This is a genomic window from Bacteroides salyersiae, assembly GCF_031172035.1.
Taxonomy (GTDB): Bacteria; Bacteroidota; Bacteroidia; order Bacteroidales; family Bacteroidaceae; genus Bacteroides; species Bacteroides salyersiae.
In genome coordinates this window covers 4,894,084-4,912,993 of record NZ_CP133452.1, presented here as the reverse complement: position 1 = coordinate 4,912,993, position 18,910 = coordinate 4,894,084, and the positions used below count along the sequence as shown (strand labels likewise).

The 18,910-nt window shown below is 44.0% G+C and carries 14 protein-coding genes and 1 pseudogene; 5 read left to right on the top strand and 10 right to left on the bottom strand.

The annotated features are described in order from the left end of the window. Positions 1–59 precede the first annotated feature (59 nt). The 3 genes from mobA to mobC are packed head-to-tail and all read left to right on the top strand — an operon-like array spanning position 60 to position 3,756. Complete coding sequence (gene mobA, locus RB604_RS18840; RefSeq protein WP_005944180.1) at positions 60–485, top strand: conjugal transfer protein MobA; 426 nt, start codon at positions 60–62, stop codon at positions 483–485. Then, positions 464–1,714 carry a conjugal transfer protein MobB gene (gene mobB / locus RB604_RS18835; protein WP_008645598.1) on the top strand — a complete coding sequence of 417 codons (1,251 nt, stop codon included), beginning with the start codon at positions 464–466 and terminating at the stop codon, positions 1,712–1,714. Before mobA ends, mobB begins: the two co-directional genes overlap by 22 nt. Before the next feature lie 32 nt (positions 1,715–1,746). Continuing rightward, the gene (mobC, locus tag RB604_RS18830) at positions 1,747–3,756 is read left to right on the top strand and encodes a conjugal transfer protein MobC (protein ID WP_008645597.1); all 2,010 of its coding nucleotides are present in this window, start codon (positions 1,747–1,749) and stop codon (positions 3,754–3,756) included. Between the two features lie 113 nt (positions 3,757–3,869). On the opposite strand, the gene RB604_RS18825 is transcribed toward mobC, so the two are convergent. The 8 genes from RB604_RS18825 to erm(F) all read right to left on the bottom strand — a co-directional run bounded on the left by RB604_RS18825 (position 3,870) and on the right by erm(F) (position 15,640). Beyond that, positions 3,870–5,864 carry an ATP-binding protein gene (locus tag RB604_RS18825; protein WP_008645594.1) on the bottom strand — a complete coding sequence of 665 codons (1,995 nt, stop codon included), beginning with the start codon at positions 5,862–5,864 and terminating at the stop codon, positions 3,870–3,872. Positions 5,865–5,866: 2 nt separating this feature from the next. Beyond that, the gene (locus RB604_RS18820; RefSeq protein ID WP_008645592.1) at positions 5,867–7,324 is read right to left on the bottom strand and encodes an ATP-binding protein; all 1,458 of its coding nucleotides are present in this window, start codon (positions 7,322–7,324) and stop codon (positions 5,867–5,869) included. 149 nt (positions 7,325–7,473) lie between these two features. Further along, positions 7,474–8,091, bottom strand: a complete 618-nt coding sequence (locus RB604_RS18815) for an RteC domain-containing protein (protein ID WP_008645591.1) — start codon at positions 8,089–8,091, stop codon at positions 7,474–7,476. Between the two features lie 210 nt (positions 8,092–8,301). After that, entirely contained in the window at positions 8,302–8,715 is a 414-nt protein-coding gene (locus RB604_RS18810; RefSeq protein WP_008655868.1) for a dihydrofolate reductase family protein, read from the bottom strand. Positions 8,716–8,994: 279 nt separating this feature from the next. Further along, positions 8,995–10,317: a sigma-54-dependent transcriptional regulator gene (locus RB604_RS18805; RefSeq protein WP_008645588.1), complete on the bottom strand. Its 1,323-nt coding sequence runs from the start codon at positions 10,315–10,317 to the stop codon at positions 8,995–8,997. Beyond that, complete coding sequence (locus RB604_RS18800) at positions 10,310–12,628, bottom strand: hybrid sensor histidine kinase/response regulator (RefSeq protein ID WP_008645587.1); 2,319 nt, start codon at positions 12,626–12,628, stop codon at positions 10,310–10,312. The genes RB604_RS18805 and RB604_RS18800 overlap by 8 nt, the downstream gene beginning before the upstream one ends. Then, the gene (gene tet, locus RB604_RS18795) at positions 12,628–14,553 is read right to left on the bottom strand and encodes a tetracycline resistance ribosomal protection protein (RefSeq protein ID WP_008645586.1); all 1,926 of its coding nucleotides are present in this window, start codon (positions 14,551–14,553) and stop codon (positions 12,628–12,630) included. The genes RB604_RS18800 and tet overlap by 1 nt, the downstream gene beginning before the upstream one ends. A 286-nt stretch (positions 14,554–14,839) precedes the next feature. Next, positions 14,840–15,640, bottom strand: coding sequence for a 23S rRNA (adenine(2058)-N(6))-methyltransferase Erm(F) (erm(F), locus tag RB604_RS18790; protein WP_004295323.1), 801 nt, complete (start codon positions 15,638–15,640; stop codon positions 14,840–14,842). 39 nt (positions 15,641–15,679) lie between these two features. Here erm(F) and RB604_RS18785 point away from each other — a divergent pair, with 39 nt between their 5' ends. Beyond that, complete coding sequence (locus RB604_RS18785; protein ID WP_032536584.1) at positions 15,680–16,660, top strand: IS982-like element IS1187 family transposase; 981 nt, start codon at positions 15,680–15,682, stop codon at positions 16,658–16,660. 474 nt (positions 16,661–17,134) lie between these two features. On the opposite strand, the gene RB604_RS18780 is transcribed toward RB604_RS18785, so the two are convergent. Both RB604_RS18780 and RB604_RS18775 read right to left on the bottom strand, forming a co-directional pair. Next, positions 17,135–17,992, bottom strand: a complete 858-nt coding sequence (locus tag RB604_RS18780; protein WP_007366527.1) for a GNAT family N-acetyltransferase — start codon at positions 17,990–17,992, stop codon at positions 17,135–17,137. A gap of 11 nt (positions 17,993–18,003) precedes the next feature. After that, entirely contained in the window at positions 18,004–18,381 is a 378-nt protein-coding gene (locus RB604_RS18775) for a nuclear transport factor 2 family protein (protein WP_007366528.1), read from the bottom strand. Positions 18,382–18,499: 118 nt separating this feature from the next. Here RB604_RS18775 and RB604_RS18770 point away from each other — a divergent pair. Then, positions 18,500–18,778, top strand: a pseudogene (locus tag RB604_RS18770) (DUF418 domain-containing protein); the annotation flags it as partial. Between the last annotated feature and the right edge of the window lie 132 nt (positions 18,779–18,910).

Here is an 18,910-nt window from a genome sequence, read left to right as displayed (position 1 = left end):
CGGTGTCTGTGCCAAGAAGCGGCGGCTTATGCCGTCCATCCGCTAAATCCAAAGTTTATATGAAAGAGAAAAGAAACAAGACCGGGAGAAATCCCAAACTTGACCCGGCGGTGTTCCGTTACACCGTCCGTTTCAACGAGGAGGAACACAACCGTTTCCTCGCCATGTTCGAGAAGTCGGGCGTTTACGCCAAGTCGGTTTTCATCAAGGCGCACTTCTTCGGGCAACCGTTCAGGGTGCTGAAAGTGGACAGGACGCTGGTGGATTACTACACCAGACTGTCCGATTTCCATGCGCAGTTCCGCGCGGTAGGCACGAACTACAACCAAGTCGTGAAGGAACTCAGGCTGCATTTTTCCGAGAAAAAGGCGATGGCGTTGCTCTACAAGCTGGAGCAACAGACCGTCGAACTCGTGAAACTGAGCCGTCAGATTGTGGAACTTTCAAGGGAAATGGAGGCGAAATGGTCGCAAAAATCAGTGTAGGAAAGTCGTTGTACGGCGCGCTTGCCTACAACGGGGAAAAGATCAACGGGGCGAAAGGGCGGCTGCTCACCACCAACCGCATCTACAATGACGGCACGGGGACGGTGGACATACGCAAGGCGATGGAAGGTTTTCTCGCCTGTATGCCGGAGCATACGAGGGTGGAGAAACCGGTACTCCATATCTCGCTCAACCCGCATCCCGACGACGTGCTGACAGATACGGAATTGCAGGACATCGCACGCGAGTATCTGGAGAAACTCGGCTACGGGAACCAGCCGTACCTTGTTGTCAAGCACGAGGACATAGACCGTCACCACCTGCACATCGTGACAATCAATGTGGACGAGAAAGGCAGGCGGCTCAATCAGGATTTCCTCTTCCGCCGCAGCGACCGCATCCGCAGGGAACTGGAACGGAAGTACGGGCTGCACCCGGCGGAGCGTAAGAACCTACGGCTGGAAAATCCGCTGCGCAAGGTGGACGCTTCGGCGGGCGACGTGAAGAGGCAGGTCGGAAATACCGTCAAGGCTCTGAGTGGACAGTACCGTTTCCGGACGATGGGCGAATATCGCGCCCTCCTATCCTTATATAATATGACGGTGGAGGAAGCGCGGGGAAACGTGCGCGGGCGTGAGTATCACGGGCTGGTCTATTCCGTCACCGATGATGCCGGGAACAAGACTGGCAACCCGTTCAAGTCCTCGCTTTTCGGGAAGTCCGCAGGCTATGAAGCCGTGCAGAAGAAGTTTGCCCGTTCCAAACAGGAGATTAAGGACCGGAAACTCGCCGACATGACGAAACGCACCGTGCTTTCCGTGCTTGAAGGCACGTATGACAAGGAGAAGTTCGTTTCGCGGCTCAAGGAAAAGGGCATCGACACCGTACTGCGCTACACGGAGGAAGGGCGCATCTACGGAGCCACGTTCATAGACCACCGAACGGGCTGCGTGCTGAACGGCTCGCGCATGGGCAAGGAACTTTCCGCCAACGCCTTGCAGGAACACTTTACGCTGCCTTATGCCGGACAGCCGCCGATTCCGCTGTCCGTTCCGGTGGAAACAGAAGAGGATATGCGCGGACAGACCGCATCCGACCACGAGAACACGGCGGGCGGTGTCGGTCTGCTCACTCCCGAAGGTCCGGCTGTGGATGCCGAGGAGGAAGCCTTTATCCGGGCGATGCAGCGCAAGAGGAAAAAGAAGAGGCGCAAGGGCTTGGGAATGTAACCGTAAGTATCAACATCAAAATTTTTCAATCTATGTCACAACAAGAAGACGATTTGAGGGCATTGGCGAAAATCATGGATTTTCTGCGTGCCGTGAGTATTATTTTAGTGGTCATGAACGTGTACTGGTTCTGCTATGAAGCCATACGGCTCTGGGGCGTGGACATCGGCGTAGTGGACAGAATCCTGATGAACTTCAACCGCACGGCGGGGCTGTTCCATTCCATCCTCTACACGAAACTGTTCGCCGTCCTCCTGCTTGCCCTGTCCTGTCTGGGGACGAAGGGCGTCAAGGGAGAGAAAATCACTTGGGGAAGGATCTGGACGGCACTTGCCGCAGGGTTCGTGTTGTTCTTCCTCAACTGGTGGATACTGGCATTGCCGCTGCCGGTTGAAGCGGTGACGGGACTTTACGCGCTGACCGTAGGCACGGGCTATGTCTGCCTGCTGATGGGCGGTCTGTGGATGAGCCGCCTGTTGAAACACAACCTTATGGATGACGTGTTCAACAACGAGAACGAGAGCTTCATGCAGGAAACACGGCTCATCGAAAGCGAGTATTCGGTCAATCTGCCCACCCGCTTTTATTATAGGAAACGTTGGAACAACGGCTGGATCAACGTGGTGAACCCATTCCGCGCCTCCATCGTGCTGGGTACGCCGGGCAGCGGAAAGTCATACGCGGTGGTAAACAGTTTCATCAAGCAGCAGATTGAGAAGGGCTTCTCGATGTATGTCTATGATTTCAAATTCAGTGACTTGTCCACGATAGCCTATAATCATCTGCTCAACCACCCGGAGGGATACAAGGTGAAGCCGAAGTTCTACGTGATAAACTTCGACGACCCGCGACGCAGCCACCGTTGCAATCCCATTCACCCAGATTTCATGGAGGACATTACGGACGCTTACGAGAGCGCGTACACCATCATGCTCAATTTAAACAAGAGTTGGGTGCAGAAGCAGGGCGACTTCTTTGTGGAATCGCCCATCATCCTTTTCGCGGCTATCATCTGGTATCTTAAAATTTTTCAGAACGGCAAGTATTGCACGTTCCCCCATGCCATCGAGTTCCTGAACCGCCGTTACGAGGATATTTTCCCGATTCTGACCTCTTATCCCGAACTGGAGAACTATCTCTCGCCATTCATGGACGCGTGGCTCGGAGGGGCTGCGGAGCAGTTAATGGGGCAGATTGCTTCGGCGAAAATTCCGCTGTCACGCATGATTTCCCCGCAGCTCTATTGGGTAATGTCGGACAGCGAGTTCACGCTGGACATCAACAATCCCGAAGAACCGAAAATTCTCTGCGTGGGCAACAATCCCGACCGACAGAACATATACGGGGCGGCTCTCGGTCTGTATAATTCCCGTATCGTTAAACTTATCAACAAGAAAGGGATGCTGAAGTCGTCGGTCATCATAGACGAGCTGCCGACGATATACTTCAAGGGGCTGGACAACCTTATCGCCACCGCGCGAAGCAACAAGGTTGCCGTGTGTCTGGGTTTTCAGGATTTCAGCCAGTTGGTGCGTGACTATGGGGACCGCGAGGCGAAAGTGGTGATGAACACGGTCGGCAATATCTTCTCCGGGCAGGTGGTGGGCGAAACAGCCAAGACGCTCTCGGAGCGGTTCGGAAAGGTGCTTCAAAAGCGGCAGTCCATCTCCATCAACCGGCAGGATGTTTCCACCTCCATCAACACGCAGATGGACGCGCTTATCCCGCCGAGCAAAATTTCCGGCTTGACGCAGGGGATGTTCGTCGGTTCGGTGTCCGACAACTTCAACGAGCGTATCAAGCAGAAGATTTTCCACTGTGAGATTGTCGTGGATGCCGAGAAAATGAAGCGCGAGGAGAAAGCCTACAAGCCGATACCCGTCATTACCGACTTCGCGGACGCGAACGGCAACGACTGCATGAAGGAAATGGTGAAGGCGAATTACAGGCGCATCAAGGAGGAGGTGAAACAGATTGTCGCCGACGAGTTGGAGCGCATCGCTGGTGACGAGAATCTGAAACATCTGTTGCAACAGAAATAATATATAACAACAAGATGTATCAGACTCCCGTTTTGAGAATTACTCCTGCTACAGCTATCTGTGACAGGAGTAATTTGTAATTCTTTATATTGAGCATTATGACTATATTAAGTTCAACTAACCATTGCGGCCGTGTTATTTGAAACTTCATTCATTACCTCATTTAATGATTGGGATTTAGATAAAGTGGCTCTTTCTATTTTGAGCTTATCAAGCAAATATTTCAGCCTACGTTCCACCTCATTTGTTATTTCACTCCATTTTTTTACATAGAGGCTATAATTACTGTCATTTTGGACTAAACCAGTAAGCTTATTTATGACCCTTCGACCTACAATATCATCATAGTCTTGTCCTATCAAAATGAAAGTCCAGAACTCATTAGCATCATTAAAACAATCTTGTTTTAGAATAACATCCATATATTGTTCTAATTGATTTAACTGTTCTGATTTTAATTGTTTTATAGTTGTCGGATTTTTGATTTCCACAACTATATTATGAGGTCTCCCATCCCTAAAATCAGTACCAGTAAGAAATAAATCCATTTCTTTGTATTTATTAGGGTGAGCAATATATTTTTTCTCGCTAACTCCACGCAGAATATAAATGTATTTTCTTAAAGCCTCTTCAAATTTGACCTCTTCCGCACATACCATTCTATATTCTTCGCCAAAAATCCAATAGTGTTTTTCTATGAACGACTGCAAATCACGAACTTCATTGGCTTGTAAAGTATGATTAAAAACAATCTTTTTTAGATTCTCCAGTGTCAGCAATCTGTCTGAAATAAGCTTAATCGTGGAAACGACTTGTTTTAACCTCGTTATTTCTAATATTTTTGCAAATTCTTTCCTATCGTTCGAGTCTAATTCAACAACTGCATCTAAAATCTTAAACAGACTATCGCGCTCACCGCTATCCATCACCAAATTTAGAAGTTCTAAGAAAACTCTTTTTTGTTCTTTGTTCAACTTCATGAAAACAGCAGGTTCTACTTCGTATAGTTCCTTTACGAAGTTTTCCAAACCTTCTCTACGCACTATATCCCAATCTTCAGTACCAAATTTAGGGAAAACATCTTCATTCTTATATTTGGTTACCATAACTTCTGCTTGCTCCTTTAGGAATGGGCGTCTTTTCTTTTTGAGAAACTCATTGAGTTGCGTAATTAGTTCCTTAAATAATTTTCTATCAGCAGAATTATCAAACAATTTAGGTTGAATAGCATTATCGTCTAATTCGTTATCACAATTGATTTCATTGAAGAAATCATCAATCACAATTACAGAATGCCAAAAATTATCTCCTTTTTTATTTAATAATGTCGTTTTGGTAAATTTTAACTCCAAGTCATTATTCAAGAAGTAAAATCGAGAATATTCATCATTCATCTTTACATTCCATCGGATATACTTGCATTGAAAGTTGATGTTATTTTTCTGGTTATGTGATAATATCGGTGATATTGATTCTTGTTCTGCTATTATAGAAGAATAATCTAATTCTTGCCCATTGATGTATATTTGATATTCGGATTTCAATTCTAAAAACCACGCAAATTCAGCCTTTAGATAAGGGATAAGAGTCTTCGTTATAAACAAACTGGAAATATCAGAAGAAATCTCATTAAAAACGACACAAGTACCTGTTGTTGTGTCATCAGATACAAGTGGCTCTGTTGTAGTGTAGTCTTTTAAAGTATCGCTATCAATTCTAATGTCATAAGACATTATTTGTGCATCTTTACTATAGCGTGTTTCCCAATTAGCAAATCTCGCAAATTTATAGAAAGTAAAACGACCATAACCGTTTTTTCCTCTTGTAAATTCAGTATTATTCTCGTTGGCTATTCTCTTTTGAGACTCATAGAATTTTTTGAATTTTATAGGTAATTCTTCATAGCAGATGCCTGTACCATTGTCTGTTATTCTAATATTTTTGATTGTGTCCAATTCTGCATTGTCAATTTCAAAATCAATATTTACAACGGTTGCTTTTGCATCAAATCCATTCCATACATATTCGGCAATAGCTCGCTCTGGAGTATATTTATTCAATATTTTCCTAATGCCAGCAGATGTTATTTCTACAGTTTGCGAGTTCATGACTATTTATTTTTAATTAAATCCAGACCTTTCTCCGTAAGACGGTATTTCTGTCGCGGGTGTTTCGGCTTTTCCGGATAAATCGGTTCTACTAAATCCAACCTTATTGCAGGATACAGATAAAGCTCCAGAAAATTGCTTTTGTCCTTCAATCCTATCATTTCCATAACATCTTTTGTCGATAGTGTCTGATTCCCGATTGCAGACAGAACTTTTCCCACTTGCGGGGTAACTGTCGGGTAACTATCGGGCGACTGTGGGGTGACTGTCGGGTATGACCCGACTGCTTTCCGGGTATAGCGGAAAACGACCCATACGCTGTTTCCGTCCGTGTGAAATTCGGGGTCCGGAATGCCGACACGCCGGCACTCGCTTATCATAAGCCCGATGCCCCGTCCCCAACTTTCCAAGACCTCGCTTTTATACAGCACGTTTGCTATGATTAGATTTTGCGGTTCTGAATTATGCCCGCTTAACAGTTTTTCCATTGTTATATCCGGCGGAAATGTCCCGCTGTTCTCTATTTCCACACGGTCGTCATAGATGGCGATTCCCACCGAACTGCCGGGACGGTGGTACAGGCGGTGGCACAACGCATTTGTGCAGCACTCTCTCAATGCCTTGTACGGGATTTCCAGTTCTTCCTCACGGTACAGCCCTTCTATCTTACCGGAAAGTGACAGATGTTTGAAAAAGAACGCCATTGCAGCATCCAGCAGCGCGTAGATATTCCCAGTGACACGTTGATTGTCTATAAACTCGTCTTTCGTCGTGCCTTTGAAACGCGCCAGACGGAGCAGGCATTGGGGATAATAATAAAAATCATGACCGAACAGCACTGCTGAAGCATTGTTAAGTTTCCCGTCATGCAACAGACTGAATTTTTCGAGAATGGTCGGCAAGTCTTCCCTTATGGTTGCTTCAGGTAAACGACCGCTTCTGATTCCCCCGCGAACAGCACTAATGACGGCATGTTCGTCAAGGTCGGATATTTTAAGGTCAGGATTTGCTATTGCCTCCCAAGCGTATTTCCCGCCCCGCTGTATCAGATATTGGTTATATATCTCCTGCGGCATGATGGATGTCGCGCTTTCCACCCGCAGGTAAGCCCGTCCTTTGTAAGAGAACGGACGCATATATCTTTGTTCTTCCGCAGACAGTGCGATGACACTTTTGCCAGTGTCTGGTATTTCAGTATAAGAAACTTCAACTGTGGCAAACGGCTCGATACGCCGGATCGCGTCCGCTATATCCCGCTTGGTTTTGTCGCTCACGTCTTGTCCGATGATTTTTCCCTTGTCGGTGACACCGAACAATACCGTGCCGCCTTCGCCGTTAAGGAAGGCGCAAAGCGTTTCCATGCCGCGCTCCAACTGTCCGGTGGTTTCCTTGAACTCCACCCGTCCGCATTCTTTTTCGGCTATCAACCGTTTTATTATGTCGAGGTTGTCTATGCTCATATACAATTCTGTAACGTGGGTACAAAGATAGTGCTTTTCGCTGGTTTTCGGGCGAATAGATAACGAAATGTATCTACACAGCAGGACAAAACCTACAAAAAATCAGAGAATGACATAACGTCACCCCCTGATTCATCATTGGTACAGGATTATTTTCTCAAACGTTCCATTTCCTCGTCGCGGAGCATCCTCTCGTTCAGTTTCTCCTGCATCCTGTCAAGGAAGTAAGTGCGGCTTTCGTTTTTCCGGCGTTTGATGTCGATATAGAAACGGTAGCAGTCCTTTGATTCGATACCGAAAATCTTGTAGAGGAGCGGGGCGAGCTGTTTGAGCGGCATGTTGCCGTTGTTGATGCAGCCCATCTCGTTGATGCCGTAGATAAGTTCCACGAGGTCGATGGCGTTGCCCGTCCATTGCAGGGGTGAGGCGGGATTTTCGGTTGTGTTGTCGGAGGATGTACGGATGGGGATTAGTGGTGGCACTTGGGGAGCGGCAAGGAACTTCTGCATCTTCCTCACTAAAGAGAGTGCCTTGCTGATATAGGCTGCAACCTCCCTCTTTTCTTCGGGAAGATTGCGCATGGGATGGTGCTGCAACTCGATTTCGATGTAAGCCAGTGCGATGATGGTGCGGTTGGTGTCCACATTGCCGCTGCATAGCTCGATTACTTGCGTGGCGAAAGCCGTATATGCCGTTTCCATATTGCAGTCCCCGGCTTCGTTTATACGGCGGAAGAACTCGGTTTCCGCCAATAAGAAATAATTCATATCCTGTCAATTTTGAAATTTTACACTCTGTTTTTCGGTATGCGCACATGAATATGATTGGCAAAAAGCGTGTTCATAAAATAAAAAATCCGGCACACTCTCTGCAAGGTGCTGGATTTCAGTGTGATAATTTTGCAATTTATTTGTCTGTCAGGAATTATTTTCGACTTAAAGTGTTCATTTCCTGAACATTCGTCCATTTTCCGGACATCAAACGCACGCTTTATAGATATGGCGGACCACTCCGTTGCGGTACACCTTCTGCGAGGTCAGCGTCCATTGTTCCTGTGGCAAGGCGGACTGGAAGAAACGCTTTCCCGTTCCGGCAATGAAAGGAAGCGTATAAAGTATGATTTCATCCACCACACGCATACGTAACAGCCCATTGATGTAGTCCGCCTTTTCAGGAGTGACTTCCGCCAGATAGCAGATGTCTGTTGCGGATTTCCGCCATTCGTCGAGCATAGAGATGGAATAGTCGGGTGTGATATGATAAAGGGCGTTTTCCCTTATCTCGTTGATACCGCAATCTTCAAGGCGCAGTTCCTTATACGCTTTGCAATATAACTCGGAGCTTTGACAACCGTCCATCGTGAGGACGGCAAGAATCTGTACTTTACCCATTAGCGTTTCCTTTCGTTGGGCAAGGGCAAAAAAGTAGCGTGCAATCCACGCTATCACTAATGGAGGCTCTGGAATGCCCTTAACAGGAATAGGTGAATGCACGCTATGCGTAGGCATAGCATAAGCAATCACGCAATAGTTCCTGTTAATGTTAATTTTCCAGATTCCCATTAGGACGCCTTGCGGTCTTATGTTATATATAGGCGGCAAAAGGCTCTGCCAATCGCCGTTACCTTCTGATATGTCATGCAAAGATAGCCATTTTCAGCGAATTGCGGGCTATGGTTGCTCAAATTTATACTTCAATCCATATTCTTCCAGTTTATTATAGAGTGTTGTCCTGCCTATTCCAAGCAATTCGGCAGCGACCTTCCGGTTCCCGTCAGCCTGCTTCAAAGCACGCAGAATCCGCTCTTTATCTTCCTCGTCGTTGCGTAGGGAGAAGCCGGTAACAGAGGTTGTTTCGGTTATCCCAAGTTCCAGATGCTCTTTTGTGACAAGTCCCGTCTGAGCCTGCAACACCGCACCCATGATTTTCTGTCGAAGTTCGCGCACGTTGCCCGGCCATGAATGGGTCAGCAACGCTTTCCGTGCTTCGGAACTGAAACCGCTAACCTTGCACTCCAATTCCTTATTGGCAATCTCACGGAAGAACTCCGCCAGCGGCATGATGTCCTCCTGACAGTCACGTAAGGGCAGAACGGTTATTTCAAAGTCATGTAGGCGGTATAACAAATCCTGCCGGAAACGCTTTTCATTGACCGCCTTTTCCAGATTCTCGTTGGTGGCGGCGATGATGCGGACGTTGAAACTGCGGTCGGACTTGTCGCCAACGGGACGGAACCGCCGTTCCTGTATGGCACGGAGTAACATCTGTTGAGTTTCTGGTGCGAGATTACCCACTTCGTCTAAAAACAATGTGCCGCCTTCCGCCTCGTGGAAATAGCCTTTCTTTGTGTTTTCAGCACCAGTGAACGCTCCTTTGACGTGTCCGAAGAACGCCGATGGTGCAAGCTCTTTGGTGAGTGAGCCGCAGTCCACCGCCACGAAAGGCTTGCCTGAACGCTTGCTTTTATCGTGCAGTAGATGGGCAATATGCTCTTTGCCAGTACCGTTCTCCCCGAATATCAGTACGCTCATGTCGGTAGGAGCTACCAGCCTTATCCGGTGCATGATTTTCTGAAAGGCTGAACCGTCACGGGCAAATACGGGCATGCGGCTTCGCCCGATATTCCGCTCTTTCAGTATGGTGCGGAGCAAAGGCACGAGTTTGTCCTCCACGAGTTGCTTGGGTATGTAGTCCAGCGAACCGAGTTTCATGCTTTCAACCGCCGTATGTACTTCGGCATAGTCGGTCATGATGATGAACGGCTGCGTCATGCCTTCTTTGCGCATCCAGCGCAATAGGTCGATGCCGTCACCGTCAGGCAAACGCAAATCAGAAACTACTATATCATTGTCAGTGGCTTGTTGCAGAAGTTTCTTCGCTGTCGAGAGGTGGAAAGCCTGCACGGTACGGAATTTCTCCCGTGCCAGCAGGTTGCAGACAAACTCGCAATATACGATGTTGTCCTCCACCACGATGATTTTTGTTTTATCCATTTTCGTATTTTCTCCTTTCTTCTTTTGCCAGCCGGATTATCTCCGAACCCTTATCCAATACGGCAGTCACGGCGTTGTTCAATGCTTCATAATCGGGAACGGCACTCCCATGAAGCTGTTTATAAAGTTCCCTTAATGGTTGGTCGGCACGCAGTATCTCCCACGAACTATGTAGGTGGTGTGTCAGGGCGTCCAGTTCTTGAAAGTCTTTCCGTTGTTCCGCATCCCTGACCGACTGCATTTCCTTTTCGGTTTCCGCTATCAGTTTATCCAACATGACGGATTCATTGCCGTAAGACAGTAGGGAGGAGAAATCAGGCTTTTCATTTTGTTTACCTTTCATGGCGCACTTGTCGGAAACTTCCATCAGCTCCGATATGGAAAACGGCTTGAGAAGGCAATCGGAAAATCCACGTTCTAAAAGTTCCTCTCTGTTGCAACTGCCCGAAGCGGTTGTTACAATAATCGGAATGATCCTTGAATTGCCCACATTGGAGGTGCGTAGCAGTTCCAACAGCTCGAAGCCGTTTATATCCGGCATATTCAAATCGGTCAGAAGCAGACTGTATTCTTTCCGGCGTATCATTTCCATCAGTTCCGCAACATCGGTGCAAGTGTCGCAATGTATCCCTTCTTGTGCATACATTTCTTTCAGCATTAGGAGAAGTACCTTGTCATTGTCGATGGCAACAATATCATGGAGTGTTCGGTTATGATGAATCTGTGTTTTATTTATCCGTTCCGGCAATTCCTCGGCTGACTGCATGGGTATCTCCACCGTGAAACGGCTGCCCTTGCCTTTCTCGCTCTTCAGCTGGATTGTGCCGCCGAGCATTGTCACAATGCGCTGAACAATGGAAAGACCTAATCCGAAGCCGTCCTTTGCGGCAGCGTTTGACAAACGTTCAAACGCACCGAACACACGTTGCTGTTCCTCTTCGGTCATACCCGAACCCGTATCTTTGACGATAAGTTTCAGCATACCGTTATCATACCCCATTGTCAGAGAAACGGCACCGTTCTCAGTGAACTTGATGGCGTTTGACAGCAGGTTATTTCCAATTTGTAGAATGCGTTCCTTATCGGTCAGTACAACAGCATCCGTGTGATTCGTCACAGTAAGAGCAAGTCCCTTGTTTATGGCAATTGGCATAAACTCTGATTCGAGCGTATGCGCTATTGATGAAATCCTACACGTGGAGAAATTAGGCTGTTCCTTGCCGTCGTCCAGCCGGAAGAAACTCAGAAGAGTATTAAGCATTTCACGCATACGGTCGGAGGATTGCTGAATATTTCGGATATACATCCCGGTTTTATCCGCATTGAAGTTTTTTTGTATCAGTCCGGCATAGCCCGTTATTGCAGTCAGCGGTGTGCGTAATTCATGGGTAATGGTATGTACGGCTTTCTTGCGGGAGGTTATCAGTGCCTCGTTTCGCTTTGCCATTTGTTGCAGTCGCTCGATTAAATCTGCGGTTTCCTGTTTATATCGCTTGATGCGGTTGGCATTTCGGTGTATGATGATATATGATATGACCAGTAGCAGTATAACGAACCCTGTCAAGCCCCCAATCTGAATGAACGACCGTTCCCGCATGGCTGTTATCTCGGCTTCCCGCTTTTGTAGGTCAGTTTGTACTTTCCCGTCTATTTGAACAACCAGTCCTTGCAGTTGCCTGTTAAGTTCCGCATTTCGTGCGGCAAGGCTATCGGCATGAACCGATAAGCGGCGGCTTTGTGCCTGTTGTTCGGTTCTCATATTCCGGTTAAAGGAACGGTGCATCGTGGTAGTCACAGTTGGTTTCGCTTCTTCCTTTTTGCCGAAGATGCCCAAGAAACCTTTGCGCTTGGACTTCTTGGGCTGTTCCTGTACACTCTTCTGCACGATTACAGGTACTTGACTGGTTATCTTATCGTTGATGGCTTGTTGTTGTTCAAGTATTTGAACGATTTGGCACATCTGCCGTTCCTTATCTTCGAGAAGATGGCGTACGCTGTCTATACGCTCTGCCGGATAGGTAGCTTTGAAACGGCAGAGCATACTATCCATTGCCATACGCTGTGCATGGTAATGTTCGATATCTTTATCGTTCCATTCCAGTATTGTTTCACCAAATAGAGAAAATTTTATCATTTGAATATTGATATTGTTTATCTCTTTTCGGAACTCGTCTATTTTTTTATTGTCAAGTTCTAATGCTTCTATCTCCTGCCATTCATAGAAGCTATTATATGCTATACATCCGATAAGAACGGAGATAAGTATATACCCCAACCGTATTGTCTTATAGAAATTCCTGGATCGTTCCATTATTTTGATGATACTGATTTTTCAAACATGAATAAAAGTTTATCCTTTTCTTCCATACGGGTATTATCAGAATAACCGCCTTTTGTTATTTGATACCCACACGGCTTAACCATAAAAGTGCCTAAGCCTTTAGTGTATGAACTTACTTCTGAAGCATAGTCTTTACTTGTATTTAATGGAACTTTCCCTTCAATAAGACACCACTCTTTATTACAACTGATACCTTTAATCTCAGACATCATTTTTTGCAGATCTGTAATAGCTTTGGAACTTGCTACTTGTGGTATCTGTAACTCAAAATAGAGCATCGGTTCGAGAATATCCACTCCTGATTGTTGCAAAGCCAACCTGAAGACATAAGGAGACAATTGTCTAAAATCGGCAGGGGTACTTATCGGACTATAATAAAGGGCATAAGTAAAGGTTACTTTCAAATCCGTCACTTCCCATCCATGCAATCCCGATTGGCAAGACATACGGATTCCTTCAAAAACGGCATTTTGAAAAGAATGGTTCAGATAACCAAAGGAGATTTCACTTTCGATTTGCACCCCTGACCCTATCGGTAAAGGTTCCAGAGTCAGTCCTATTGAGGCCCAGTAAGGGTTGGGAGGGACTTCGATATGGATAATCTTATTCACCTTCTTTTTAGGTCGTTCTTTGTAGATAGTCTTGATTTCATCAAAATGGGTCTTTACGGAGAATCGTTCTTCCAGCAATGTTTGTATGATTTCTTTTTGGGTTAAACCATATAACGAGATTTCCAATTCATCACTATATGAATTTATGGAAAAGGACAGAGACGGGTCTTCAATAAACAATACATTTAGAGCGGATATCAACTTGCTTCTCTCTTCGGGCTTGTCTGGTCGGACAGAAGATTTGAGGGCGGGATGCTGATGAGATAATCCTTGAATCAGACAAGGTTTAACACCTAAATAATCTCCGATTCTTAATTCTTCTATATCTTCTATAATTGCGATATCATTAGCAACCACTTCATCAACATTTATCTCTTTGCCCTGATAAATGGTTTTTAGATTTTTAATCTTGATGAATTTTTCCGAATCATTGACTTTTATAACGGTTCGAAGTCTCAGACTTCCGTCAATAATTTTTAGAAAACTTCTTTTATGCCCTTTGGGGGCATGTTCTATTTTATAAAGATAAGCTGAAAGTCTATTTGGGACTGATGCCGGAGGAAATATAAAAGAAATGATGGCGTCTAACAACTCATTGATGCCAATATTGCACATTGCTGATCCATGCAAGACCGGATAGGCTTTGGCTTTTGCCACAAGAGCGATTATCGCATTCCAATAATCTGCCGGTAAGATTTCTTTATCCGCCAAATATAGTTCTAATATATCGTCGTCATGGTTGCATACAAATTCTTTGTGTTCTGCCCTTATATCTGTTGAGGTGCAAATCGGGTAAACTACTCCATCGACAACCGTTTGCATAAACAAGACGTCTTGCGACAGATTTGTTTTTATGTCCAGATATAAACGCTCAAGATTTACGCCGGCACGATCAATCTTATTGATAAATATAATTGTCGGGATTTGCAGTTTTTGCAAAGTCTTGAACAGCAACTTTGTTTGTGCTTGTATGCCTTCCTTTGCCGATAATATGAGGACTGCTCCATCAAGCATTTTGAATGTCCGCTCCACCTCTGCAATAAAATCCATGTGTCCCGGAGTGTCAATGATATTGCATTTCACACCATTCCAAACAATAGATGTCGTAGAAGCCCGAATAGTAATTCCTCTACGTTTTTCTATATCCATAGAGTCTGTTATGGTGTCACCTTTATCAACACTGCCGCGCTTTTCCGTTGCTCCGCAGGCAAATAGCAGATTTTCGGTTACGGAAGTTTTTCCTGCATCAATGTGAGCAAGAATTCCTAAATTTATAATGTTCATTTGATTAAGCAATAATATACTACAATAGATGCATTGCCGAAACGCACCTTTTAATACCTCCTCGTAGCATGTGGAAAACTACAGGATTCTTAACTCGTATTAATATGTATATTATTACTGCCGCATAATTGAACGCAAATTTACGAAAAAAAAGTTCCCTGACAAAAGCACAAAGAACTTTTTTAATCTATACGTATTTTTATTTGGTATTATTAATTTGTTATGCGGCAGCTTAAAAGACGACACCAAACCAGAAAAATCATCTTGACAACCACCCGACTTTGAACTACGAAGGATGAAATTTTTCAGGGACAACTTCCAGCATTTCCAAAAAACAGTTTACCCATTGACTTGGAGACAAACAAACAATTTGAGCATTAAGGTTTAAACCGAATTTTTCCGAAATTGACCTGACCTGACTTTTCCTGAAAATCGACTTTAAAGCTGTTTTTACAGATAAATCAGGTTTCTCTAACAGACAGGAAATAAATGCTAAGTATTTGGCTTTAAACTTAAAATCAAAAAATAACTGTTTTCTTTTAATGTTTAACAGGGCTGATTTGACAGTTGGCGGTGGAAAGAAACTTTCAGGACCTACCTCATAGACAAGTTTCAAATCAAAAAAAGTATGATAGAAAACGGTATATGGATTGTAAAGCTTCCTCGAAAATAACTTTTGTGTAGGTTCTAACTGAAGGACAATGGAACCTCCCAGAAAATTTCCAAGACTCTCAAACATCAGGATTTTGAAAATATCGGAAGTAATGCCATAAGGAATATTTGACACCACTTTGAAAGGAAATTTCGGAACTGCAAAATTCCTAAAATCACAACCGACAACTTGAACATTTCGGGCATCAGAAAATAATTTTCGTAAATGTTCAACCAAAGCTGTGTCGTTTTCAATAGCAACAACATTGTTGGCGATTTTTAATAAATGAACAGTAAGAAACCCCTTGCCTGCCCCAATATCTAAAACCGTATCCTGATTACTTATATTTGCTTGTCTTATTGCATCTTTTATTAGCACTTTATCAATAGTAAAGTGCTGACCCGTAAAACGAACGGGCAATTTCTTTTTTGTCATTAGTAAACCCGTTGGCGGAATTAATTTAAGTTGATAAATATGAGTAAAAAGTTGTACATGTCGCTGATTTTTAGTAACTTAGTGGTGATTAAAACATTAAGTTCAAACCATCGTATGTACAACCTTTATGCAAAATTCGTCAAAATACTTGAGATATGCAAGCAATTCTCTGAAAATCTCGTCAATGATTCGGGTAATGTTCCACGTCGTGGTCCTGTTCCCAAGTTTTCGGATTTGGAAGTGGTGGCGCTATCCCTGACGGCAGAGACCGAGAGCATTGATAGTGAGAAGTGGTTGTTCGACTATAAATTGCAAGAATACAAGGACAGCATTCCCAATCTCATATCAAGGAGACAGTTCAATGACCGCAGGAAGAAAACGTCAGGCCTGTGTGAGGAACTGCGCAAGCGGATTGCCATGGAAATGGATGGCGGAGAGGAACAATTCTTTGTTGACTCCAAGCCGATAGAGGTCTGTAGGGTTGCAAGAGGAAAACGTTGCAAGATGGGGCGTGCCGGCAATTTCTCGCAAGCTCCCGACTTCGGCTTCTGTGCTTCGCAGAACACGTATTATTTTGGTTATAAGTTACACGCTCTCTGTGGGTTAAGTGGAGTTATCCATTCCTATGATCTGTCAAAGGCAAGTGTGGCTGACCTCCATTATATGAAGGATGTAAAACATACTTATCACGACTGTAGCATCTATGGTGACAAAGGGTATATTGGAGCTGACGTACAGCTTGACTTGTTCGAAACCGCACACATAAGACTGGAGTGTCCGTATCGGCTCAACCAAAAGGATTGGAAACCGACATTCATTCCGTTTGCAAAGGCAAGAAAGAGGATTGAGACAATATTCTCACAACTTACAGACCAGTTCTTGGTCATCAGGAACTACGCGAAAATAACGAATGGTTTGTTTGCCAGAATCATTGGCAAAATTAGTGCACTTACCATTCTGCAATACGTAAACTTCATTAACGACAAGCCCATTGGCAGAATTAAGTATGCACTAAATTAATTCCGCCAACAGGTTTAGTAACTTCTTACAGGTGAATACTTGAATTCAAATCGTGGAGAAGTGAATAGACAGTATTACCCGACAGAGCAACTATGACAACGTAACGCCTTTACAAAAAAGTCGGTACACGAAACCCATAGACTAATTGTCTTGACCTAAAAGAGATTGGAATTTTCAGGACTGCCTATCACTTAGATAGAAGTCCAAGGTCTGCTGAAATACATAATTCAAAAATTGAAATTGCTTGACTGCAAATTTAGTAACTTTGCTTGACAAATTAACGAGAAAGAAGAGAAAATGAAAACCGACCGCATAACATCACCTATACGCAAGCAGGGCTTTCGTGCTTCGTAGGACAGTTAAGTGGTAAATTTAAAGTTCAGTTCTTCGTAGGAAGTTCAGTGGTTAAAATCCCTGCCTGCGTATAGCTGAGAACCGTTATTTGATGATGAGGGCTATTCATATAAATGTAGGTTAAATTTTTCTGACCATTTCAAACTGTTGTCCTTTTGGGGTAAGTCCTAATGATGACAAGAAACCAGTGACTGATTCACAATCGCAATCAACATTAGTAAATTTGAGTACATCGCTTTGAAAATGACTGACAGCACTTTTAAGCAAGGACTTACCTATTCCTTTACGCCGGTAATCTTTTGCAACTGCGAGGGATGAAATATCGCCTGATGCCGGTTCAAAGATAACAAATCCGACAAGTTCTTCTCTTTCATAAGCTCCCAATATGTCCAAATTGTCGATTCCGCGTTCCAGTGAAGCCCTGTCATTTTGCCATGAAGGATGAAAATCGAACCAGGCCGTTTGGTTAAGGCAGTTTTTTAAATCCGATGGGAGTATGCGACATGCGGTATGGTTTACTTGCAATACAGGAACAATATCGCTCAGTTTGGCAGAGTAGTAGTTGAAATTTCTCTGTGTTTCAAAGCCTAATTTGCGATATATTTTTATTGCTTTGTGATTGTGTTGCAAAACTTCCAGTACATATTGCCGAACTCCTTGTTGATATATCAATTCGAGGCTGAAAGTGAATATTTTTTGGGTTAGGTGTAATCCCCGGAATGAAGGTACGGTTCCCGTCCCTGTGTCATAGGCCGTCAAGATGTTGTTGTACATGCCTGTTCCGTTAAACACAAAAGAAATCAGCCGTCCTTCGAAAAATGCTCCGAAAGATAGTTGTGGATTGTATCCTCGTCGGTCGAGCATGCGTCGCAATTCATCCGCATTCAAAGAGAAATCATAATCTTTGAATGCGGATGAGAATGCCGCATACAAATCTTTGAAAGAAACGGACTCTAAAGAATGAATGATGATTCCCATATCGGACGGTGTTATGTGTTTGGATTTTTATCACTATTCTCTACGGTTAAACCGTGCTGTTTGAGAAAGCTGAGCTTATCCCAATAACCTCTTTGGAAAACGATTTTATCGTTTTGCACATGGAAGAATCCGCATCCTCGCAACCCGAGCGGATCTTTCCATTCCATGATAGCCCATTCTCCATCCTCGAATATATGCTCAACAATACAAACCATTTTTGAGGTTGCAAATTCATTTACAAACATTTTATGGATAGCTGTTTTTCCTATAACCGGGGTGTTTGCGACTTGATGGTTTATGGCATCCTGAGCGTATAAGTTTGCCAAAGCGACTGCATCGGCGGCGTTGAAGCAGTCAATCCATTCTTGTAGTATCTCTTTTGGCGTCATATTTTTCGTATCTTTTATTCTTTAATATTTAATTGTTGCTTTTTCCTCTATAAGTTAGAATTAGACATTTTTTCTAATTCCTTTTGAAATGATCATCAAAAACAAAATTAGTATTTTTTTCTGTTTTACTGATGATTCTGTAGAAATATTCTCGTTCATATTATTGTGTCATAAGGAACGTGTCAAAAAAGCGGTTTCCACATTACAGCTTTATGGTAAAATGAGTTTAACCAACTACATAACGCAATCTGTTGTCGGTACTGTTATCTATTTCCCATTCGTATTCTATTTAGCCCCTTATTGTGGGTATGCAGCAAGTTATCTTATCGAATTCACTCTCTTTGGGAGTCAAATATGGTTGTGCAAATGGTGGCTGACAAAACATAAACAAGGTTAGTTGGAATGTTTTTGGTATAATGTTTATAAACATAAATCAAGAAAGAATAAATAAATTTAATAGAGGCTGCCCAAAAAGAAAGAAATTCTTGCAATCACTCTTCTACAGATACTTGCAGAGGGGATAAGATTT

Bases quoted from the DNA above. Each gene is read 5' to 3' on its own strand.
- mobA (WP_005944180.1), top strand. From the start codon at position 60: ATGAAAGAGAAAAGAAACAAGACCGGGAGAAATCCCAAACTTGACCCG.
- mobB (WP_008645598.1), top strand. From the start codon at position 464: ATGGTCGCAAAAATCAGTGTAGGAAAGTCGTTGTACGGCGCGCTTGCC.
- mobC (WP_008645597.1), top strand. From the start codon at position 1,747: ATGTCACAACAAGAAGACGATTTGAGGGCATTGGCGAAAATCATGGAT.
- RB604_RS18825 (WP_008645594.1), bottom strand. From the start codon at position 5,864: ATGAACTCGCAAACTGTAGAAATAACATCTGCTGGCATTAGGAAAATA.
- RB604_RS18820 (WP_008645592.1), bottom strand. From the start codon at position 7,324: ATGAGCATAGACAACCTCGACATAATAAAACGGTTGATAGCCGAAAAA.
- RB604_RS18815 (WP_008645591.1), bottom strand. From the start codon at position 8,091: ATGAATTATTTCTTATTGGCGGAAACCGAGTTCTTCCGCCGTATAAAC.
- RB604_RS18810 (WP_008655868.1), bottom strand. From the start codon at position 8,715: ATGGGTAAAGTACAGATTCTTGCCGTCCTCACGATGGACGGTTGTCAA.
- RB604_RS18805 (WP_008645588.1), bottom strand. From the start codon at position 10,317: ATGGATAAAACAAAAATCATCGTGGTGGAGGACAACATCGTATATTGC.
- RB604_RS18800 (WP_008645587.1), bottom strand. From the start codon at position 12,628: ATGGAACGATCCAGGAATTTCTATAAGACAATACGGTTGGGGTATATA.
- tet (WP_008645586.1), bottom strand. From the start codon at position 14,553: ATGAACATTATAAATTTAGGAATTCTTGCTCACATTGATGCAGGAAAA.
- RB604_RS18785 (WP_032536584.1), top strand. From the start codon at position 15,680: ATGAGTAAAAAGTTGTACATGTCGCTGATTTTTAGTAACTTAGTGGTG.
- RB604_RS18780 (WP_007366527.1), bottom strand. From the start codon at position 17,992: ATGGGAATCATCATTCATTCTTTAGAGTCCGTTTCTTTCAAAGATTTG.
- RB604_RS18775 (WP_007366528.1), bottom strand. From the start codon at position 18,381: ATGACGCCAAAAGAGATACTACAAGAATGGATTGACTGCTTCAACGCC.